This window comes from Alysiella crassa DSM 2578 (genome assembly GCF_000745955.1).
In the GTDB taxonomy this organism is placed as follows: domain Bacteria; phylum Pseudomonadota; class Gammaproteobacteria; order Burkholderiales; family Neisseriaceae; genus Simonsiella; species Simonsiella crassa.
On record NZ_JQKH01000019.1, the window covers coordinates 12,898 to 35,387 of the forward strand.

18 protein-coding genes and 2 pseudogenes are annotated in these 22,490 nt (G+C 46.0%); 11 read left to right on the forward strand and 9 right to left on the reverse strand.

Annotated features, from left to right (window positions below; all coding sequences use genetic code 11):
* Positions 1-303 precede the first annotated feature (303 nt).
* A pseudogene (locus Q338_RS04610) lies at positions 304-477 on the forward strand (MFS transporter); the annotation flags it as partial.
* 239 nt (positions 478-716) lie between these two features.
* Here the strand turns inward: Q338_RS04610 and Q338_RS04615 are convergent.
* Positions 717-1,499 carry an amino acid ABC transporter permease gene (locus tag Q338_RS04615; protein WP_051968492.1) on the reverse strand — a complete coding sequence of 261 codons (783 nt, stop codon included), beginning with the start codon at positions 1,497-1,499 and terminating at the stop codon, positions 717-719.
* Positions 1,500-1,729: 230 nt separating this feature from the next.
* Between Q338_RS04615 and edd the strand changes: the two genes are divergently transcribed.
* Positions 1,730-3,562 carry a phosphogluconate dehydratase gene (edd, locus tag Q338_RS04620; protein ID WP_034292494.1) on the forward strand — a complete coding sequence of 611 codons (1,833 nt, stop codon included), beginning with the start codon at positions 1,730-1,732 and terminating at the stop codon, positions 3,560-3,562.
* Positions 3,563-3,724: 162 nt separating this feature from the next.
* Complete coding sequence (locus Q338_RS04625; RefSeq protein WP_051968493.1) at positions 3,725-5,131, forward strand: DUF4026 domain-containing protein; 1,407 nt, start codon at positions 3,725-3,727, stop codon at positions 5,129-5,131.
* A 207-nt stretch (positions 5,132-5,338) separates the two neighbouring features.
* Here Q338_RS04625 and Q338_RS04630 read toward each other — a convergent pair whose 3' ends face one another.
* Positions 5,339-6,103 (reverse strand): sulfite exporter TauE/SafE family protein, encoded by a 765-nt coding sequence (locus Q338_RS04630; protein WP_377896443.1) that lies wholly within the window; start codon positions 6,101-6,103, stop codon positions 5,339-5,341.
* A gap of 106 nt (positions 6,104-6,209) precedes the next feature.
* Between Q338_RS04630 and fdx the strand changes: the two genes are divergently transcribed.
* From fdx to Q338_RS04645, 3 genes are all read left to right on the forward strand, one after another.
* Entirely contained in the window at positions 6,210-6,548 is a 339-nt protein-coding gene (fdx, locus tag Q338_RS04635) for an ISC system 2Fe-2S type ferredoxin (RefSeq protein WP_034292498.1), read from the forward strand.
* A gap of 130 nt (positions 6,549-6,678) precedes the next feature.
* Complete coding sequence (locus tag Q338_RS04640) at positions 6,679-7,071, forward strand: DUF2147 domain-containing protein (protein ID WP_034292500.1); 393 nt, start codon at positions 6,679-6,681, stop codon at positions 7,069-7,071.
* A gap of 109 nt (positions 7,072-7,180) precedes the next feature.
* Positions 7,181-8,194 (forward strand): S49 family peptidase, encoded by a 1,014-nt coding sequence (locus Q338_RS04645; RefSeq protein ID WP_034292503.1) that lies wholly within the window; start codon positions 7,181-7,183, stop codon positions 8,192-8,194.
* A 101-nt stretch (positions 8,195-8,295) separates the two neighbouring features.
* On the opposite strand, the gene tyrS is transcribed toward Q338_RS04645, so the two are convergent.
* Complete coding sequence (tyrS, locus tag Q338_RS04650) at positions 8,296-9,594, reverse strand: tyrosine--tRNA ligase (protein WP_034292505.1); 1,299 nt, start codon at positions 9,592-9,594, stop codon at positions 8,296-8,298.
* 272 nt (positions 9,595-9,866) lie between these two features.
* Positions 9,867-11,168 (reverse strand): DNA-processing protein DprA, encoded by a 1,302-nt coding sequence (dprA, locus tag Q338_RS04655; protein WP_034292507.1) that lies wholly within the window; start codon positions 11,166-11,168, stop codon positions 9,867-9,869.
* A 934-nt stretch (positions 11,169-12,102) separates the two neighbouring features.
* Here dprA and aqpZ point away from each other — a divergent pair.
* Positions 12,103-12,789 carry an aquaporin Z gene (gene aqpZ / locus Q338_RS04660; RefSeq protein ID WP_034292510.1) on the forward strand — a complete coding sequence of 229 codons (687 nt, stop codon included), beginning with the start codon at positions 12,103-12,105 and terminating at the stop codon, positions 12,787-12,789.
* A gap of 217 nt (positions 12,790-13,006) precedes the next feature.
* Here the strand turns inward: aqpZ and Q338_RS04665 are convergent, their stop codons facing one another.
* A complete protein-coding gene (locus Q338_RS04665) occupies positions 13,007-13,897 on the reverse strand; it encodes a DMT family transporter (protein WP_051968494.1) in 891 nt (296 codons plus the stop codon).
* 182 nt (positions 13,898-14,079) lie between these two features.
* Between Q338_RS04665 and mnmG the strand changes: the two genes are divergently transcribed.
* Entirely contained in the window at positions 14,080-15,966 is a 1,887-nt protein-coding gene (mnmG, locus tag Q338_RS04670; RefSeq protein WP_034292513.1) for a tRNA uridine-5-carboxymethylaminomethyl(34) synthesis enzyme MnmG, read from the forward strand.
* A 138-nt stretch (positions 15,967-16,104) separates the two neighbouring features.
* On the opposite strand, the gene Q338_RS04675 is transcribed toward mnmG, so the two are convergent.
* The gene (locus Q338_RS04675) at positions 16,105-16,614 is read right to left on the reverse strand and encodes a hypothetical protein (RefSeq protein ID WP_034292515.1); all 510 of its coding nucleotides are present in this window, start codon (positions 16,612-16,614) and stop codon (positions 16,105-16,107) included.
* Between the two features lie 121 nt (positions 16,615-16,735).
* Between Q338_RS04675 and Q338_RS04680 the strand changes: the two genes are divergently transcribed.
* Entirely contained in the window at positions 16,736-17,320 is a 585-nt protein-coding gene (locus Q338_RS04680; RefSeq protein ID WP_034292517.1) for a hypothetical protein, read from the forward strand.
* Between the two features lie 176 nt (positions 17,321-17,496).
* Positions 17,497-18,206 (forward strand): annotated as a pseudogene (locus Q338_RS04685) (formate/nitrite transporter family protein).
* Between the two features lie 73 nt (positions 18,207-18,279).
* Here the strand turns inward: Q338_RS04685 and Q338_RS04690 are convergent.
* The 3 genes from Q338_RS04690 to nhaA all read right to left on the reverse strand — a co-directional run bounded on the left by Q338_RS04690 (position 18,280) and on the right by nhaA (position 20,833).
* A complete protein-coding gene (locus Q338_RS04690) occupies positions 18,280-18,813 on the reverse strand; it encodes a TIGR00645 family protein (protein ID WP_051968495.1) in 534 nt (177 codons plus the stop codon).
* Positions 18,814-18,876: 63 nt separating this feature from the next.
* A complete protein-coding gene (truC, locus tag Q338_RS04695; protein ID WP_034292519.1) occupies positions 18,877-19,602 on the reverse strand; it encodes a tRNA pseudouridine(65) synthase TruC in 726 nt (241 codons plus the stop codon).
* An 85-nt stretch (positions 19,603-19,687) separates the two neighbouring features.
* Positions 19,688-20,833 carry a Na+/H+ antiporter NhaA gene (gene nhaA, locus Q338_RS04700; protein ID WP_034292521.1) on the reverse strand — a complete coding sequence of 382 codons (1,146 nt, stop codon included), beginning with the start codon at positions 20,831-20,833 and terminating at the stop codon, positions 19,688-19,690.
* Between the two features lie 247 nt (positions 20,834-21,080).
* Here nhaA and Q338_RS04705 point away from each other — a divergent pair, with 247 nt between their 5' ends.
* Positions 21,081-22,337 carry a D-amino acid dehydrogenase gene (locus Q338_RS04705; protein WP_034292523.1) on the forward strand — a complete coding sequence of 419 codons (1,257 nt, stop codon included), beginning with the start codon at positions 21,081-21,083 and terminating at the stop codon, positions 22,335-22,337.
* Positions 22,338-22,490 lie beyond the last annotated feature (153 nt).

The window sequence follows — 22,490 nt, forward strand, 5'->3', positions numbered from 1 at the left end:
CACCTGTTCCTTTGGGAGAGGGGAAAACTGGCGATACTCAACGACTTTTCCCTCTCCCCAGCCCTCTCCCAAAGGAGAGGGAGCAGAGGTGGCATCTCAACGATTGTGGGCAATGTTTTATTTTTGTAGGGTAGTGAAAGGCTGCCTGAAAAAATCGGTAGCCAAATGGTTACCCAAAAAAGAAACCCTATTTTAACAGAATCCCACATTCAGGCAGCCTGAAAACGCAATCCACGCTACAATTCTTGTTTTTTGAATGATTGAATCATGATGTCCACACCAGCTCATGCCCATGGTGTCAAATCCTTGTTTGGGCTAACATTATTGTCGCACCAAATTGGTGGTTTTTTAGGGGCGTATTTGGGGGGTTGGGCGATTTATGCGTTTGGTGATTATGGTTGGATGTGGTATGCGGATATGGCATTGGCGGCGGTGTGCAATTTGCCGATTCGGGAACGGAAAATTCAGGCAGCCTGAAAGTAATCGTGAAATCAATTAACCATTTTTTCAATCAGTTAATTTTAATAAACGTAGGTCGGCTTTCAGAGCCGACATTTTTATGATTGCTTAATTAATTTAATCATTTACAAAAGTTTCATTCTGTATTCGGCTACAACTTAATGCCCCCCACCTCGCTCATTCCCCCAATCAAAAAACACTTCAGGCAGCCTGAATATTATATTTTCAGGCTGCCTGAATATTTCAAAATCAATAAATTAATGATGATGTTGCGGATTGTATTTTTTCTCCAACCACGAGAACAACCAGCTTAAACACAAAGTCATCAATAAATAAATCAAAGCAATGGTGTAAAGCGGCTCTTCATAAATAGAATATCGCCCCGAAATGGTTTTTTGCACATACGCCAATTCCGCCACCGCAATCGCCGACACCAGCGAACTGTCTTTCAACAAAGTGATGAATTCATTGGCAATCGGCGGCAACATGCGGCGCAAGGCTTGCGGCAAAATCACAAAACGCATGGCTTGGGCATAAGTCAAACCCAGCGAACGCGCCGCTTCCATTTGCCCCTTGTCAATGGACTGAATGCCTGCACGGAAAATTTCGGTAATGTACGCGCCCGCATTAAACGTCAAAGCCAACACCCCCGCAATCAACGCACCATAATTACGGCGCAATTCCGCCGCCAAATCGCTGCTAATCAACAAACCATCATTTGGATTAATCAATGCCACCGACCAGACAAAGTGCCAAATAAAAATCTGCACAAACAAAGGTGTACCGCGAAACAGGGTAACATACAACAGCGATACATTACGCAGCACCCATGTAATCGCTTTGGCAAATATCCCGCCTTTTTCCAAGCGAATAATCCGCGCCAACGCCCCCAGTAAACCCAAAATCGTCCCAAAAAATATCGCAATCGCGGTAATTTTCAAGGTCATCAACGCGCCATCACGAAACATGTGGCGGTATTCCCAAATAATGTCAAAGCGGAAATCCGTGTAGCCTTTGAGAAACTCAAACAGTTGTTCCATAAAATCAATCCAAAAATTTGACTAAAAACGGATTATTTTACCCTAAAGACTGTGCACTGTTGGGGAAAAATTTCTTTTCAGGCTGCCTGAATGATTTTCGTAATAATATTACAAAACTTATCCAAAAAAACTTGATTTACCCCCCTACTCAAGTCCCTATTTCCCTGTATAATGTTACAAAATTACACGCAAATGTATTTCAACAAATAATTGAATTCACAGGATAAACCATGAAACCACTTCACCCCAAATTAGCAGAAATCACTCAACGCATTATTGAACGCAGCCGCCCCACTCGTGAAAAATACCTAGCACGCATTCAGGCTGCCAAACAACACGGACGCGTGGAACGCGACCAATTGGGCTGCTCCAATTTGGCGCACGGCTACGCCGCCATGCCCAAAACCATTCAAATTCAAATGCAAAAATCTGATGTGCCCAATATCGGTATCATCACGGCATACAATGATATGGTTTCCGCCCATCAGCCCTTTAAAGATTTCCCCGATTGGGTGAAAGACGAAGTGGCAAAACACAATGCCACCGCCCAAGTCGCTGGCGGCACACCCGCTATGTGTGATGGTATTACGCAGGGTTATGAAGGCATGGAATTGTCGCTGTTTTCGCGCGATGTGATTGCGATGAGCGCGGCGGTGGGTTTGTCGCACCAAATGTTTGATGGGGCGATGTTTTTGGGGGTGTGCGATAAGATTGTGCCAGGTTTGGTGATTGGGGCGTTGTCGTGTGGGCATATTCCTGCGGTGTTTGCGCCAGCAGGCCCGATGGTGAGCGGCATTGGCAACAAGGAAAAAGCGCGTACCCGTCAATTATTCGCCGAAGGCAAAGTGGGGCGTGATGCCTTGTTGCAAAGCGAAATGGGTTCGTATCACAGCCCTGGTACTTGCACGTTTTATGGCACAGCAAACTCCAATCAAATGATGATGGAATTTATGGGTTTGCATTTGCCCGCCGCCGCGTTTTTCAATCCCTACACGCCGATTCGTGAAGCCTTAACGCGCTGCGCCGCCGTGCAATTGGTGCAAGATATTCGCCATCAAACCGCGAAACCCATTGGCGAAATGCTGACTGAAAAATCGTTTATCAATGCGATGATTGGTTTGATGGCAACAGGCGGCTCTACCAACCACACCATGCACTTGGTGGCGATGGCGCGCGCGGCGGGTGTGATTTTGAATTGGGACGATTTTGATGAAATTTCGTCTATTATTCCTTTGTTGATTCGTGTGTACCCAAATGGTCAGGCAGACGTGAATCATTTTGCGGCGGCGGGTGGTTTGCCCTTTGTGATTCGTGAATTGCGCGAAAATGGTTTGTTACACGATGATGTGGACACGGTGGTGGGACACGGCATGGCGGCGTACACCCAAGAGCCATTTTTATTGGAAGGCAGCCTGCAATGGCAAGACGCGGTGGCGGAAAGCCGTGATGAAGAAATTTTACGCAAATACGATAAGCCATTTTTGCCCGATGGCGGCTTGAAATTGATGAAAGGCAATATTGGGCGCGGCGTGATTAAAGTTTCCGCCATGAAAGAAGACAGCTTTATTGTGGAAGCCCCAGCGATTGTGTTTGACGACCAACGCGATGTATTGGCAGCCTTTGAACGCGGCGAATTGGACGGCAAAGATTTTGTTTGCGTGGTGCGTTATCAAGGCGCACGCGCCAACGGTATGCCTGAATTACACAAACTCACGCCGCCTTTGGCGATTTTACTTGACCGTGGGCAAAAAGTGGCTTTGGTAACCGATGGTCGCATGTCGGGCGCGAGTGGCAAAGTGCCAGCCGCGATTCACATGTCGCCAGAAGCCTTGATGGGCGGCGGCATTGGTAAAATCCAAACAGGCGATATGGTGCGTTTCAACGCGCACACGGGCGAATTGAATGTGTTGGTGGACGCGGCTGAATTTGACGCACGCGTGGTGCCTGCGCCTGATTTGTCTAAAAACACGCACGGAATTGGACGCGAATTGTTTGCAGGTTTCCGCGCCCAAACCAGCAGCGCGGAAACTGGCGCAATGAGTTTTGGTGGCGATTTTGCATAATAATCAGTGATGTGAAATAATGGAGGCAGCCTGAAAAATATATTCAGGCTGCCTTTTTATTTTGCAAATCATTTATTCATCAAAAATATTGATGAATCATGTTCAGGCAGCCTGAAACGTGTTTCCCAATCCTAATTTTATTCTTCAAAACAAGGGGCTATCATGAGCTACAGTGCCAACTTAAGCATTTACGATGATTTGAAAAACGGCGATTATGCCGCGCCAAGTATTTATTTGGCGGCAATGAAAAACCGCTTACCGAAATTTGATGTGGCGACCATTGAAGCGCGTTTACAAAAAGTATTGGCGCGTGAAGATGTGGACGAATTGGTGGCGGTGGAAGCCAGCGAAGATGGGCAATCGTTTATGATTGTCTTCAGTTCACAAGATGAGGACGAGGACGGCGAGGTGTTTTCCACGCATTTTATGTTTGAAGTGCGGCTGCATGAAAATACCGAACCCGAAGAATGGGCTTACGAAGCCGCCGAATACCGCAACCGCAATTTGCTGGAAGACGAGCGCATGGAAATGCACCAAGCCACGCAAATTTTAGAATGCCTGATGTATGTGAACGAAGATTGGGGACAAACCCATGTTTTGCTGCAATATGCGGTGATGGACGCGATTGCGGGCGAATGTTACGCGCTGCAAGATTTGGTATCGAGCCAATTTTTTAGCGGTACTTGGTTGGCAGAAATGGCGAAAAGCCTTGTGCCGCCCAGCCCCGAAATTTATTATGTGATTCATGTCATTACATCAGATGAGCAGCCAAATGATATTTGGATGCACACGCATGGTTTGCTCAAATTTGGGCTGCCCGAATTGGAAGCCCTGCGCGTGCGCCGCGACCAAGTTTCCTGTGTGCAGCAAGTGATGAGTTCGCTGGCAAATTGTCTGCTGGACAATCCCAAAATTTGGCAACAAGATGAAGCCTTTACCATCGCCCAAAGCGAGCAACAAGAAATTGCCGTGCGCCTGATGGCGTGGCAAGACGCTTTGAAATCAGACGCACTTGCACCCATGAAAAAAGGCTTGTTTAAACAAAAAATGGAGCCATTTTCGGGCGATTTGAGTGAGCGCGAAGACGGCGATATTCACACCGAGCCATCTATGGTGATTTTGGCGGACATGAATGGCAAAGTAATGAATTTCAGTGAATTAGGCGATTTGCTCGTTCACGAAAAAAACCACATGATGACCATGATGCCCAATAGCGAAACCATGCGCATGTTTTATCAAGCCAAAGAAAAACTGCCCCTGTTTGCAGGCTGCCTGAAACGCCACGCCCCCGAAGAAGGCAAATGGGGTTATATGATGAAAATTCGTTGCGAATCAGACAGTACCGAAGCGGCGGAGCATATGTGGTTTACCGTACACGCGATTGATGATGACAGCGTGAGCGCGACTTTGGAAAATGAGCCATTCAATATTCCCGAAATGAAAGCGGGAGAAAAATACACTTTGCCTTTGGAAAATGCGGTGGATTGGCGCATTTATTCTACGCCTTTACAAGCCTCAATTGCACCCGATGATGCGTATCGTTTACGGCGTTATTTGAATGCAAATTGATGATTTTATTTTATTTTATTTTAAAACAAGGCAGCCTGAAAATCTTTCAGGCTGCCTTGTTTTAATAGCTCATCAAAAAAATTGATGATTTATAGTCGCAGAACTGAAAAAGCAGTACGGCGTTGCCAACGCCCTGATGTACTATTCGTACACGGCGGGCGTTGTCGCCTTGTACTGCATTTTCATTTCTACGACTATATGTTTTAATCAAAACGTATCCCAAGCAAATTTCGCCATCATCACCACCAGTAAAACCATAAACCCATGTCGCAAAAAACGCGTGCCGCCCAAAATCGCCAATCGCGCCCCCACCATGCCGCCGCACACATTTGCCAATGCCAATGGAATCGCCCAATCCCACAAAATATGTCCGTTTGGTACAAAAAAACTCAAGGCGGCTAAATTGGTGGTGAGATTGATGATTTTGGCAGACGCGGTCGCGGTCAAAAAATCATAAGCAAAAAATCGCACAAACACAAATGCCAACAAACTGCCCGTTCCCGGCCCAAAAATCCCATCATACAAACCAATTAATGCACCAAACAGCAAACCTATCGCATATTCCCGATGGCTTAAAGCGTGTTCACGCACCGTTTGACCCAAATTTTTTTTATAAAATGTGTACACAAACATCAACAACATCAATACCAACATGGCAGGACGCATATATTGCACAGGCACATAAGTTACTAATTTTGCACCTATATATGAGCCAATAAACGCCAATACCGCCGCAGGCAGCAACATTTTCCACGGCACCCGAATTTTGCGAATAAATTGCGTGGTTGCCATGCTGGTGCCTAAAAATGAAGCCAATTTATTCGTGCCAAACACAGTGGCAATCGGCGCATTGGGCAATAAACCCATGAGCGCAGGCAATTGCAGCAAACCGCCGCCGCCCACCGCCGCATCCATCAGCCCTGCCAAAAATCCCACAATAAGCAACAAAAAAATGGATACATCCATTTTTATAATTCCCTAAATAAAATAAGGTAATATTGTAGCAAAATTGCTTTCAGGCTGCCTGAAAACAGGTAAAATACACTTTTTACACACATCTATATTAAAGAGCAAAACCATGCCAAAAATTACCGTATTACCCCATGCACAATTCTGCCCCGAAGGTTTAACCATTGAAAACGCACCCGCAGGCGAAACCATTTGCGATGTTTTGTTGCAAAATGATATTGATATTGACCATGCTTGCGAAAAATCATGCGCTTGCACCACCTGCCATGTGATTGTGCGAGAAGGTTACAACAGCATGACAGAACCCACTGAATTAGAAGAAGATTTGCTTGACCAAGCATGGGGCTTGGAAGCCGATTCGCGTTTAAGCTGCCAAGCACGTGTGGCAGACACTGATTTGGTGGTGGAAATCCCCAAATACACCATCAATCATGCGCGTGAGCATTAATCAAATTTTCTGATGGTTAAATAATATACATATAAACAGGCATATATGTAAAAATACTTGCCTGTTTTTTCACTTTAGGAATAAAATATCTACTTATCCTATAGGCAACTTTTTTTGAAGGAGTTTCTGAATGAAACGTACAGTATTGGCTGCAGTTTTGGTATTGTCCACTTTGACAGCTTCTGCAGCTGACATCAACGGTCGCTGGCAAAATTTTGATGATAAAGATGGTAAACCCAAAGCCATTATTGCAATTAATGGTTCTACTGGCAGCGTAGTTGGTGTCGCAAAAGGTGTAGATCCCAATTGCCCAAGCTGCAAAAAACCAGGATCACTGGTAGGTCGCACCATTTTGTGGAATTTAAAACCAGATGGTGCAAATGAATACGAAGGTAAAATCCATGACCCCAAAAGCGGTCGCACCTATAGCGCACACGTTACTGTAAATGGTAACTCTTTGAAAGTTTGTGGTTATATTGGTTTGAGATTTGCGGGTCGTTGCCAAACTTGGAAGCGCGTGTAATTTCATCAATTTTTTTGATGTTTCAATAAAACAGGCAGCCTGAAAAAATCATGTTCAGGCTGCCTTAAATTTTTTGTTATAATTTTGACTTTTGAATCAAGAGACTATTATGGAATTTCGCATTCACCGTACAGACAAAACACCCCATTCCCCCGAAACCACTCCAAAAAATGAAAGCTGGGAACGTCAAACCCTGCGCGATGTCTTATTGGAAGCCTATAAAGAGCAACGTCGCGCCCGTTTGTGGCGCAATATTTGGCGCGGTGTAGGCGTATTCATTTTTTTCAGCATTTTGATGGGGGCGATGCAAGGTGGTAATTCAGAAAACACAAACGGACAAAACAGCCTTGCCGCTCAGAGTGAACACACGGCGGTGATAGAATTGTCGGGCGTGATTGGCGGCGATGAATTTGTGAACCATGTGGACATTTTGCGCGATGGCATGGAAGCAGCGTACAAAAATAAGCATGCCAAAGCGATTATTATCCGCGCCAACAGCCCTGGGGGTTCGCCTGTGGTGTCCAATATCGCGTTTCAGGAAATTCAACGCTTAAAAAATCTGAAGAAAAACATACCTGTATATGTGGTCATGGAAGACATGTGCGCTTCAGGCTGCTACTACATCGCCGCCGCCGCCGATAAAATTTACGCAGACCCGTCCACACTGGTGGGCAGCATAGGCGTGATTGGCAGCAGTTTTGACGCAACGGGTTTGATGGACAAATTAGGTGTCAAACGCCGCCAACGCATTGCGGGCAACAACAAAGGCATGGGCGACCCATTCAGCCCCGAAACCTCCGAACAACAAGCGATTTGGCAACAAATGCTCAACCAAATTCACGAAGAATTCATCAAAGCCGTACGCGCTGGACGTGGCGCAAAATTGAAAGAATCGGAAAATCCCGATTTATTTAGCGGGCGCGTTTACACAGGCATAGAAGGGCGCAAAGTGGGTTTGGTGGATGATTTTGGCAATGTGTACAGCGTGGCGCGTGATGTGGTGAAAGCCGAAAAATTGGTGGATTACACGCCGCAGCAAGATGATTTTATGCGTTTATTAACGCGTGGTTTGGGTGCCAAAGTCAGCACAGAAATCAACAACTGGATTCATCAAATTTGGTAATGAGTCAATAAAGAATCCGTGTAAACATAGATTTATGCTTACACGGATTTTTGTATTAAAAATTTTGATACTGAATTTTCAGTTTTCAGGCTGCCTGAAATTTACGCCCAAACCAATAAAGCGTGATTGCGTTTGCCGCGTTTCACAATCGTGTATTTACCAAAACGCTTATGCTCATCACCCAACAAATACAAATCATCGGGTTTTTCCGCCGCGTGATTCGGATTGTTCGCCACCACCGCCACGCCGTTGAGCAACACCGCGCCATTTTTCACAAATTCACGCGCTTCCTTATTGGATTGCGCCAAACCCGTTTTCACCAGCACTTCCACCACATTCAGGCTGCCTGAAACTTCGGTCGCAGGCAAACCGTCCAACGCCAATTGCGCGTAATCCTGCTCGGTCAAGCCGCTTTCATCGCCCGAAAACAGACTCTCGGTAATACGTTGCGCCGCTTCCAACGCCGTTTCGCCGTGAATCAAACGCGTCATTTCTTCGGCGAGAATGCGTTGCGCTTCGGGTTTCGCTTTGCTGGCTTGGTCTTTTACTTCAATTTCGTCAATGTGTTCAACAGACAAAAAGGTAAAATATTTCAAAAATTTATACACATCAGCGTCCGCCACTTTCAGCCAGAATTGGTAGAATTGGTAGGGCGATGTTTTTGCGGCGTTCAACCACACCGCGCCGCCTTCGGTTTTGCCGAATTTGGTGCCGTCCGCTTTGGTTACCAGTGGCAAAGTCAAACCGTGTACCGATTTTTGGTTCAAACGGCGCGTGGTTTCCGTGCCCCAAGTGATGTTGCCCCATTGGTCGCTGCCGCCGATTTGCAATTGCACATTGTGGCGTTTATTTAATTCTGCAAAATCATAGCCTTGCAATAATGCGTAGGCAAATTCGGTAAACGAAATGCCCACATCATCGCGCTCAATGCGTTGTTTTACCGATTCTTTTGCTAACATCGCGTTTACCGAAAAATGCTTGCCGATGTCGCGCAAAAAATCCAAGCAATTCATATTGCCAAACCAATCCGCATTATTCGCCATAATCGCAGGATTTTCGCCGTCAAATTTCAAAAATGGTTTCAACTGATTGCGAATGCTGTCCACCCAACTCGCCACCGTTTCGGGCGTGTTCAGGCTGCGTTCCACCGCTTTAAAACTCGGGTCGCCAATCATGCCCGTCGCGCCGCCCACCAAAGCCACAGGCGTATGCCCCGCATTTTGAAAACGGCGCAGCACCAACACAGGCAGCAAATGCCCAATGTGCAAGCTGTCGGCGGTCGGGTCAAAGCCGCAATACAGGGCGATTTTGTTTTCGTCCAACAATTTGGATAATTCTTGAATATCAGTCGTTTGCGCGATTAAGCCGCGTGCTTGTAAATCTTCTAATAAAGCGTTCATCGTGTTTTTCCCAATTAAAAAAGTGCAGGCAGCCTGAAAACAGCTTTCAGGCTGCCTGTAAACATCAATAGTGGCGAATTATACGTTTTTTCGCTTCATTCAAAAAGTGTGAATTTAAGCCATTGTTTTTATTTAATTGTAATAAAATAACCAGTTTATCCATTTTCCGTTTTTAATGGAATCATCTTGCGCCCAACGCTTTAGCCAAACCCTGTGGATAAGTCTGTGGATAACTTGTGGATAACTTGTGGATAAGCTGTGGATAAGTTTTGTTACGCAATTCGCTGATAACGCCCACCCGACATCGCCACCACCACTCCCGCCAATTCCCATTCCAACAATAAAGCATACAGTGTATCGGTCGCTACATTGGTTTTTTCTGCAATAAAATCAGGGTGTACAGGGTCGTAGCCCATCGCATTCAAAATCATCACCGCCAAATCATGCGCCGATTTATCCACAGACTTATCCACAAAGTTATCCACAATTTTATCCACAGGCACAGGATTTTTGGGGGCGGAAATGGGCGTTTTTATGGTTTTTTCTTTGGTTTGACTTTTTTTAATTTTCGGCAATTCTATCGGCGTGAATAAATCGGGGATTTCTGTGGATAACCCTGTGGATAACCCTGTGGATAACCCTGTGGATAAGTCGGTATGTAATTTTGTAACCTGAATTAAATGATGTGGCGACAATAAGTTAGGACACTCTTGAATAATATCTTCTATGCACTCCACCAATTTCGCCCCTTCTTTAATCAATTTGTGGCAACCTTTGGCGTGTGGATTGTCAATACTGCTCGGAATCGCCATCACTTCGCGCCCCATTTCCGCCGCCAAACGCGCCGTAATCAGCGAGCCACTTTGCAAAGTCGCTTCCACCACCAAAGTTACCCGCGATTGCGCCGCAATCAAACGGTTACGGCGCGGAAAATTGCCCGCCAACGGTCGTGTTCCCAAAGGAAATTCCGACACAATCAAACCACTCTCCGCAATTTGGTGCGCCAACTGCTTGTTTTCAGGCGGATAAATGCGGTCTATGCCCGTTCCCCAAATCGCAATTGTGCTGCTTGCGCCCTGCAATGCGCCCGAATGCGCCGCCGCATCAATGCCTGCTGCCATGCCTGAAATAATAGTAACCCCTTGTTTACTCAATTCTTTGCTGAAATCATGCGCGTTTCGCATCGCTTGCGGCGTGGCATGACGGCTGCCCACCACCCCCACCGCTTCACGTTGCAACAATTCCACGCGCCCACGCACAAACAATAAAGGCGGCGGCGTAATCCCCTCCGTCAATATGGTCGGATAATCCGCATCGCCCAGCAATAATACGCGACAATCCTGCCCCTGCTCCCACGCCAAAGCCGCATCGGTGGCGGCTTGCGCGGCGGCGGTGTCGTGCCATGTGGCGGCGACTTGCTTGCCCTTGATTGCCAATTGGCGCACGGTATCGGCGGACGCTTGCAAGGCTTCTTGCGCCGTTCCAAAATGCTGAATCAGGCGCAAAAAACTTTCCGCACCAATATAGGGCGTGAGTGCCAACTGTATCCACGCATAGCGTTCTTGTTCCGTCATAATATTATTTTTCCTAATTTAAATAATGATTTAATTGAGTTATCCACAGGATTCAGGCAGCCTGAAAAAACACGGCGCAGCCCTGTTTTCAGGCTGCCTGTTATATCACACTTTGCCACAAAATAATTGTCCGCATTCTTGCCCAATAGGAAAAATAGCCGAAAAAATCCAAAATCAGACAAAGCCATTCAAATTCAAAATATTATCGCCACAAACCCACACCAGCCCTGATTTTCGCCTGTTTATACCTGTATATCCCTAGCCCTTATTTGCCCCCCATTTGCTTAAAAAATAGGCAACAAAGCTAGCCCATTCAAAATTAAGCGTTTTATGGCTCAAAACACCCGACTTATCCACAGAAGCTGTGGATAACTTTTTTTGGGGGTTTTGCCGTGTTTGGGCAATTTTTATCTTTTAAATAATGGAATTAGGAGACTTATCCACATGTATATACATAAACCACGCTTTATTTTCCCATTTTGCGTTCATTGTTTCCTATTAGGAAACCATGAATTTTTTACACCCCAAATAGCGGATTTCAGGCTGCCTTTCGGTAAAAATATTTTTATTTAAAATAAAATAGTTAAATGACTTATCCACAGGTATATACAGGGGATTTTCACCCATTTTCAGGCTGCCTGAACGGGATTTTTGCGCCCATTTCGCGCATTTTAATTGCCCATTTGCTTAAAAAATAGGCAACAAAGCTAGCCCATTCAAAATTAAGCATTTTATGGCTCAAAACACCCGACTTATCCACAGTTTCTGTGGATAACTTTTTTGGGGGACAATCGCCCTATTTTCACTTGACATGGAATCGCCATCGCGCAAATCACGCAAATATAGGTAAAGTTGTTTTCAGGCTGCCTGTAAATTGGTTATGATTGCGCCCCTATCATTTCCAAACCTTAACAAAATTAAAGAGAGTTTCTCCATGAAAAAGTATTTTGCTGAATTTTTCGGCACATTTTGGCTGGTATTCGGTGGCTGCGGCAGCGCGGTATTGGCGGCTGGCATTCCTGAATTGGGCATTGGCTATGCAGGCGTGTCTTTGGCGTTTGGCTTGACGGTTTTGACGATGGCTTATGCGGTGGGACACATTTCGGGCGGTCATTTCAATCCTGCGGTTTCGGTGGGTTTGATGGTGGGAGGTCGTTTTGACAAAAAAGATTTGTTCCCTTACATCGCGGCACAGGTGGTGGGCGCGATTGCGGCAGGCGCAGTATTGTTTGCCATTGCGAGCGGCATTCCAACATTTGACGCTTCGGCAGGTTTCGCCAGCAATGGCTACGGTGAGCATTCGCCACACGGTTATGGCTTGGTATCGGCTTTGTTAATTGAAATTGTTTTGACGGCGTTTTTCTTGTTTATCATTATGGGTGCGACCGATAAGCGCGCGCCTGCTGGTTTTGCGCCGATTGCGATTGGTTTGTGCTTAACGCTGATTCACTTAATCAGCATTCCTGTTACCAATACTTCAGTGAATCCAGCGCGTTCTACAGGCGTGGCGTTGTTCCAAGGCGGTTGGGCGATTGGGCAATTATGGTTGTTCTGGATTGCGCCGATTGTGGGTGGTGTAATTGGTGCGTTGTGCTACCGTTTTGTGGCAGACGAGAAATAATCGACATTGGGAAATGATGAATAAATTAAGGCAGCCTGAATTTGGTTTCAGGCTGCCTTAATGATTTTAGAGTGAATTCAATTTAAACCAGTACAGCGTTACCAGCTACACGGCGGTCGCCTTGTCCTGATTTAAATTGACTCCACTATACAATGTGTTCAATTGCCTATTCTCTTCTATGGTTAATAATCATTTAGACGCAAGTTTGGCAAAAATGTCAGGCTGCCCGATGACACAACACCAGCCCAGTCGCAATCAAAGCTATCCCCAGCGCATGATAAATCTGAAAAATCTCACCCAATAATCCCACCGACAACATCACGCCAAACACAGGCATCAAATGAATAGACAAACCCGCTTTCACCGCCCCCACCTTTGCCACCGCAAACGAATACAGCAAATACGCCACCACAGACGGAAAAATCCCAATATATGCCAAACCCAATAACGATTTTTCATTGAAAACCATCTGTTGCCCGCCAAAATATTCCCATAAAAACAAGGGCAACAATACGATAATCGCCAAACACATCTGCACGCACATCAAACCCAATTTGTTGATTTGTGCAGGCAGCCCTTTTGTCCACAAAGTGTAAAACGCCCAACACACCATCGCGGAAAACACCCACAAATCGCCCGAATTAAACGACAAAATTGCCAATCGCGCCCAATCGCCTTGCAACACAATCGCCAACACCCCCACCAGCGACACGCACAAACCGATGATTTGCGCTTTTTGCCATTTTTGCCCGTAAAACAGTCCACCAAACAAAATAATCAACACGGGAATACAAGAATTGAGCAGCAGCGCATTGGTGGTGGTCGTGTCATGCAAACCTTTGTAAATCAGGGTATTGAATGCGGCTACGCCAAACAGGGCGGTTGCCACAATGCGTTGCCCATTTTGCCGATACAAAGCCCAATCGCGCACCACAAATCGCCACGCAAACGGCAACAGCACCAAACACGCCAGCACCCATCTGATAAACGCCAACGAAAACGGCGGAATGCTGTCATGCAACACTTTGCCCACCACAAAATTGCCCGCCCAAAACAGGGGCGGCAAAATCAAAAAGGGGAGATTTTTCAGTAAAGGAGATGAGTTCATGCGCATATTCCGAAAATAAAATACGCGCTTATTTTAGCAGAAAGGGGTTTTCAGGCTGCCTGAAAACCCATTTCCCCAGTAAATTCTGTTAAAATTCATACCATTTTAAATATCAAAAGGCAGCCTGAATTGCCGTCCACACGGACTTTCAGGCTGCCTGAAAAATTGAAAGCAAAACACACATGATTTACCCCAAAAAATATGACGTGATTGTGGTCGGTGGCGGACACGCAGGCACCGAAGCCGCACTCGCCGCCGCACGCATGGGCGCACAAACCCTTCTTTTAACACACAATATTGAGACTTTGGGACAAATGTCCTGCAACCCCTCCATTGGTGGCATCGGCAAAGGGCATTTGGTGCGCGAATTGGACGCGCTCGGTGGCGCAATGGCGTTGGCAACCGACAAATCGGGCATACAATTCAGACGTTTAAACGCATCAAAAGGCGCAGCCGTCCGCGCCACACGCGCCCAAGCCGACCGCATTCTCTACAAAGCCGCCATTCGTGAAATGCTGGAAAATCAAGAAAATTTGGACATTTTCCAACAAGCGGTGGAAGACATTGTTTTGGACGGAGACCGCGTTTCAGGTGCAAAAACGGCTATGGGCGTGGTGTTTCCATGTCGCGCTTTGGTTTTGACGGCTGGCACGTTTTTGGCGGGCAAAATCCACATCGGTTTGGAAAATTATGCGGGCGGACGCGCTGGCGACCCTGCCGCACAAGGGCTTTCAGGCTGCCTGAAAGAATTGAATCTGCCCCAAAGCCGCTTAAAAACAGGCACACCGCCACGCATTGACGGTCGCACCATTGATTTTTCCCAACTGGAAGAACAAGCTGGCGACACGCCCATTCCCGTGATGTCGGTGCGCGGCAATGCCGCCATGCACCCCAAGCAAATTTCCTGCTGGATTACGCATACCAACTTGAAAACACACGAAATTATCCGTTCAGGTTTTGACCGCAGCCCCATGTTCACAGGCAAAATTGAGGGCGTGGGTCCGCGCTATTGCCCGTCTATTGAAGACAAAATCAACCGTTTTGCCGACAAAGACAGCCACCAAATTTTCCTTGAACCCGAAGGCTTGACCACCCACGAATATTATCCCAACGGCATTTCCACCAGCTTGCCGTTTGACATTCAGTTGGCTTTGGTTCGCAGCATGAAAGGGCTTGAAAATGCACACATTTTGCGCCCTGGTTACGCGATTGAATACGATTATTTTGACCCACGCAATCTCAAAGCCAGCTTGGAAACCAAAACCGTGCAAGGCTTGTTTTTCGCAGGGCAAATCAACGGCACCACAGGCTACGAAGAAGCCGCCGCGCAAGGCTTGTTGGCTGGCGCAAACGCGGTGCAATTTGTGCGCGAACAAGACCCCTTGCTGCTCCGCCGCGAACAGGCGTATTTGGGCGTGTTGGTTGATGATTTGATTACCAAAGGCGTGAACGAGCCATATCGCATGTTTACCAGCCGCGCGGAATACCGCTTGCAGTTGCGCGAAGACAATGCGGATATGCGTTTGACGGAAGACGGCTACAAAATCGGTTTGGTTTCCGAAGCGCAATGGCAAGCCTTTGAACGCAAACGTGAACAAATTGAATTGGAAATTCAACGCCTTAAATCCACATGGTACACGCCGCAAAAATTGGCGGAAGAGGAACAAATCCGCGTATTGGGGCAAAAATTGAGCCGCGAGGCGAATTTGCACGATTTGTTGCGCCGCCCGAATGTGAATTATGCCGATTTGATGAGTTTGCCCAACGCGCTGCCTGAAAATGCGTTGGCAGACGATGTGGCGGAACAGGTTGAAATTCAAGTGAAATATCAGGGCTACATTGACCGCCAAAACGAGGAAATTGACGGCAGACGCGATATTGAAACTTTAAGGCTGCCTGAAAACATGGATTACAGCAAAGTCAAAGGTTTATCTGCCGAAGTGCAACAAAAATTGAATTTGCACCAACCCGAAACGGTGGGGCAAGCCAGCCGCATTTCGGGGGTTACGCCTGCGAGCATTGCGCTGTTGATGGTGCATGTGAAGCGTGGGTTTAAAGACGCGAAATGAGTTTTCAGGCTGCCTGAAAACAAAAATTGCCTGAAATACTGGGGACAGCATTTCAGGCAATTCACATTTAAAAATCAAAAGTTTACTATTTTATTAGTAAATAGTCGCAATACTGACTTGGATAATCATCAAAGAATTCTACTGACTTGGATAATCATCAAAGAATTCTTGTGCATCAAACATTATTCTCATTTTGTTATTATCTATACACCAAACACTACAATAGTTAAGACTAAATGTATTTTCTTCAATATCTTCCATTGAAATATAGATTTTTGAATCAAGTTTCTGTGATAAGTCATTGCAAAATTTGATAATTTGGTTTTTATCAAAACTACATTCGTTGCTAATATAAAATAATGTTCTTAATTTTATATCTTCAAAATAATAAATATCATCTTCCTTCAAATCTTGAATGGTAATCCATATGTGAAATGTATCAATATTAGTATTATAAGTTTTTTCATAAATATCTTGATTATACTGTATGGAGAAATTGTACATCGGAAAAGTAATTTCCATAATCATAAATAAATCATTGATATTTATAATTTTTTCAAAATCAATATTATAGTATTGACCAAGTTTATCTTGTTGCATTGTAAACCTCCACTGCTTTTTTGAAGTAAAATCTTTATTTTGAAACATTTGAGTTTCCGTAGGTCGGGCACTCATGCCCGACATGATGATGGTTATGTTGTGTCGGGCATGAATGCCCGACCTACAAATTGTCGTGTATTGTGAGGCAGCCTGAAAAATAAATTACCTTATGAAATCACTCAAACAATTATTCACCGCCCTGTGTTTATGGGCATTGTGGTTTGGTTTGACTGTCGTGTTGGCTCAAACCTTCAAAATGCTCAATACCACACATTACCAATCAGGCGACACGCCCGATAAACCGTTCCGCGTGGCGATTTTGGCGGCAGACGGTTCACGGTATGCCGTGCCGTTTCAAGAAGCGCAGACCATGCCCGAAGTGTGGAACAGGCAGCCTGAAAAACCTTGCCAACAAGAAGATTGCCTGTTTCAGGCAGATGATGGCAGCCTGATTTTCCATAACGAAGGCGCATTGTGGTACAGCGAATCGCGTTACCGCATTGTGGGCAATCGGCTTGAACCTGTGTCGCATGTGGTGTTTAATGTGGGCGATGTATTTTTTGCGGGGATTGGGGCATTTATTTTATTGAAATTGGGCAAATATGGTTTTTACCGTTGGCGATACCGCCGTGCGCCCGAACAATTGGCGGCGTATCATCGGGCGGTGTGGGCGAGTGTGAAACGGTGGTTAATTTGGGTAGCGGTGTTGGTATTGTTTATTTTGGGAATAAACATACTATCGCAGGTAGCCTGAAAATTTCCGCTATACTATTGATAAAATTTGATTCTGATAAAACGCCATAGTAAACCATTAAAATGGCGTTTTTTATTGGGAAATACAATATGGAGCAGCAACGCGATTTATATCCCCACGAAATTTTGCAAGAAATCATCAGCAAAACCGAAAGTAAAGCCAATGCCAGCCTGAAAATGCTGGCTATTTTGAGTTTTTTGGGTGGTGGATATGTGGGTTTGGGCTATTTGGCGTATTTGAAAGTGGTCAGCGGCATACCTGCCGAATGGGGTGGTTTGGCGGCATTGCTGGGGTCGGCGGTGTTTCCCATTTGCCTGATTTGCATTTTGATTGGCGGCGGCGAACTGGCAACGGGCAATATGATAATTATGGCATTGGGCAAATTCACGCGCCGTGTGCGCCTGTCCAAACTGTTACGCAATTGGGTCATGGTGAGCGTGGGCAATTTGGTGGGGGCTTTGTGTGTGGCGTATTTTTTGGGACATTATGTGGGCTTGTCCGAAGGCGCTGCCATCAACAAAACCATCGCCATCGCGCAAAGCAAAGTAAACATGGATTTTGGTCGTGCTTTTGTGTCGGCAATTGCGTGTAATTGGTTGGTTTGCATGGGAATTTGGTTTTATTTTGGTGCAAAACAAACTTCGGGGCGCATTTTGGCGATGTGGTTCCTGTGATGATTTTTGTCTTGATTGGTTTTCAGCATTTTGTGGGGAATATGGTGATGATTCCAGCAGGGATTTTTGCAGGTGCGCCGATTACTTGGGGGCAATTTTTTACCAATATGTTGCCTGTGTTTTTGGGTAATGTGGTGGGTGGCACATCGTTTGTGGCGGCTTCGTATTTGTATGCCTACAAACATTTATTAAAAGACGATTATTCCATTTAATCAACAAAATACAGGCAGCCTGAAAATATAGTGAATTCAGGCTGCCTATTTTTTGAATCATCAAAATTTTTGATTAATGATGTGAATGTGCGCTGCTATTATGCAAAATTTTGTCGGTATAAGCCATTGCCATCGCCGAAGCCAAAAAACCCATGTGTATTAATAATTGCCACATCATCGTTTTCTCATCTAATTTGGCGGCATTGATGAACGTTTGCAGCAAATGAATAGATGAAATACTGATAATCGCCATAGACAATTTCACTTTCAACACCGAAGCATTCACATGGTCTAGCCATTCGGGTTGGTCGGGGTGGGTATCCACATTCAGGCGCGACACAAAAGTTTCATAACCACCAATCAGCACCATAATCAATAAGTTAGCAATCATCACCACATCAATCAAATTCAGCACCGCCAACATCACCATCGTTTCGTCCATCGTGCCGAGATTCACGGTTAAATGCCACAGGGATTTCATAAATTTATACGCATAAATTCCCTGCACCACAATCAGCCCCAAATAAATCGGCAATTGCAACCAACGACTCGCAAAAACCAATCGCGCCAATGGTCTGGGTGTAGTAAATTGTTTTTGTTCAGACATTTGTGTTTTCCATCAAAAAAAAGGGCGTATTCTAACCAAGTTATGCGGCATTGAGAATACCCTTTACATGGATAAACCCATTGCACGCGCCACGCTTTGCCATTCATCATCAAATGGGGCGCACACTTCTATCCACACCCCCATTTCAGGCAGCCTGAAACGCAATGCGCTGGCGTGTAATAATAAACGTGTGTTACCCAAAAAATTTTGCACAGCCTTGTTTTGTTTCAAATCTCCGTGCGTGGTGTCGCCGATAATGGGGTGAAAAATATGTTTTAAATGGCGGCGAATTTGGTGTTTGCGCCCCGTGTGCGGCGTGAGTTGCAGCAGTGAATAGCGCGATGTGGGAAATTTGGTATGGCTGACAAAGGGCAATTCGGTACGCGCCAAAGTGCGGTATTCGGTAATGGCGGCTTGGGCAGCTTTGTCGCGCTCGGCAAATTTATCTGCAATATCATCTAGTTGCTCTTTGAGTGGATAATCAATGCAGCCTGAATCGTCCGTCCAACCGCGCACAATGGCGTGATAGTATTTTTGTACACTGTGTGTTTCAAATTGCTGGGCAAAATATCGCGCCGCTTCGGGATTGAGCGCAAACAACATCACACCTGCAGTGGGTCTGTCCAAACGGTGAACGGGGTAAACGTGTTGTCCAATTTGGTCGCGCAGAGTTTGCATAAGAAAAATGGTTTCATGTTTGTCCAAAAAACTGCGGTGTACCAACATGCCTGCGGGTTTATTGACGACAACGCAAAGGGGGTCTTGATGGAGTATGGATAGATTTATCATAATATAGTCGTTTCAAATTAAAATCTTCAGGCTGCCTGAATCATACAGGCAGCCTGAAAATTTTAGCCATCAAAATATTTGATGATTAATTAGTTGGCGAATGATTCCCTTGTTTTAAAACAATAAAACCACTCACACCAGCCAACAGCGAACCCAGAAATACGCCAATTTTCGCTTGGTCTTGCAAAGCCGTATCGCTAAACGCCAATAGGCTGATAAACAAACTCATGGTAAAACCAATGCCGCACAACAATGCCACGCCATACACTTGTTTCCACGTTGCGCCTTCGGGCAAACTGGCGAAACGGCATTTCACCATCAACCATACGGTCGCAAATACCCCCAATTGTTTGCCCACAAACAAACCTGCCGCCACGCCCAACACCACAGGCGAAAACAAATTGCCCAAACTAAACCCTGCAAACGACACGCCCGCATTGGCAAAACCAAAAATCGGCAACACCGCAAACGCCACAGGCAACGCCAAAGCGTGTTCCCATGTCAGCAGCAAAGGTTCGCGCACATCAGCGTCTGGCGAACGCAAAGGCATGGCAAACGCCAAAACCACCCCCGCCAAAGTTGCATGAATGCCTGTTTTCAAAACAAAAAACCACAGCAACGCACCCAAAACCAAATAAATCCAATGGCGCGTTTCATTTTTGTGATTGAAATAAAACAAAGCCGCCATCACCAACACCGCAGGCAATACATACAACCAGTGAATTTGTGCCGTGTAAAACAGCGCAATCACGACAATCACCGCCAAATCGTCCATAATCGCCAAAGCAGTGAGAAAAATTTTTAATGAAACAGGCACGCGGCTGCCCAAAATCGCCAATACGCCCAAAGCAAAAGCAATATCGGTCGCGGCTGGAATCGCCCAACCTTGCGTTAAAGGCGTATTCGTTCCTGCAAACACCACATAAATCAACGCTGGCAACGCCAAACCACCCAACGCCGCCACCGCAGGCAAAAAGCGTTTGGCATTGTCGCTCAATTCCCCTTGCAGCAATTCGCGTTTCACTTCCAAACCGACAAACAGGAAAAACACCGCCATCAAGCCATCATTCACCCAATGCAATACGCTCATGCCCAATACTTTTGCGTCCAACAAAGCAAAATACGCAGGCGCAGCCGCCGAGTTGGCAATCAATAAACCCAAAACCGCCGCCACCATCAGGACAATGCCCGCCGCTTGCTCCGATTGGAAAAAATGTTTGATTATTTGCATTTTGATTTCCTTTACTTGAGATAAGGATATAAATATATCACAATTTGTTTTTCAGGCTGCCTGAAAGGAAAATGATTTATTTATAGTGAATATATGGAGAAAATAGGACACAATATAGGGGCAACTTGTTGCACCCCACATTAAACATTTTTTAATTGAAACACAAAAAAACATTTCAAGCGGCTTTCTTACAAAAAAGGCTGCCTGAAATTCATGGTTCATCAATTTGTACCACAAGGAGAATATCATGAAAATCGTGATTTTGGGCGCGGGCATTTCAGGCGTCGCCAGCGCGTATTATTTGAATTTGGCGGGACACGAAGTTACCGTGTTGGAGCGCCAAACAGGCGTGGCAGACGAAACCAGTTACGCCAACGCGGGACAACTTTCATTTGGCTACACGACGCCGTGGGCTGCGCCCAATGTGCCGCTCAAAGCATTGAAATGGCTGGGGAAAGAACATTCTCCGCTCATCATCAAACCCGATGGCAGCCTGTTTCAACTGAAATGGCTGGCGCAGATGACGGCAAATTGCACGTCCGCCGCCTACGCCCGCAATCAATCGCGCATGATGCGGATTTCGGAATACAGCCGCCACCTGTTCGCCGAATTTGACGCGAAAGAAAATTTGGATTACGAACAACGCTCGGGCGGCACCTTGCACCTGTTCCGCGATAAAAATCTGTTTGAACAGTACAAGCAAAGCATGGGCGTGTTGGATTCATTTAACGTGCCATATCAAACACTTGACCCAGACGGCGTGTTGCAATTTGAACCAGCCTTGGCGCACATGAAAGACAAAATCGCAGGCGCATTTCATCTGCCCAACGACCGTACGGGCGATTGCCGCTTGTTCACGCAAAAACTGGCGCAGTTGTGCCAAGAACGCGGCGTGGTGTTTCAATTTAATTGCACGATTGGCGATTTTAAACTTTCAGGCAGCCGCATTGAAGCGGCACAAACCAATCAGGGCGATTTTGCGGCGGACGCGTTTTTGTGTACGCTGGGCAGTTTCAGCCGCCCGATGTTGCAGAAATTGGGTTTGGATTTGCCGATTTACCCGATTAAGGGCTATTCGCTGACCATTCCGATTCACACGCCCGACCATGCGCCGCAATCTACCGTGTTGGACGAAACCTATAAAGTCGCGCTCACGCGGTTTAACGAGCGCATTCGTGTGGGCGGCATGGCGGAATTATCGGGCTACGCATTGCAGTGTCCGCCCGTACACAGAGAAACTTTGGCGATGGTGGCAAACGAACTCTTCCCCAATAGCGGCGACACCGCCCAAGCGGAATATTGGAGCGGTTTGCGCCCCGTAACACCCGACAGCACACCAATTGTCGGCGCGACCCGTTGGGAAAACCTGTTTACCAACGCAGGGCATGGCACTTTGGGTTGGACGATGAGTTTGGGTTCGGCGAAAATCGTTGCCGATTTGATTGACCACGGCAGCGCAGAAGTGCAATTTGATGATTTGAGTTTGGCGCGTTATGCGTGTTGAGTTTCAGGCTGCCTGAAAAGCGTAGGGTGCGCCGTGCGCACCGAGTTTTCACAATAAATTTCAGTACACGACAAAAAAAGTACAATAAAAAAAGAAGTCCGCATCAATTCAGTGGTATCGTATTAATTTTCTCACGACTAATCCAATATGACT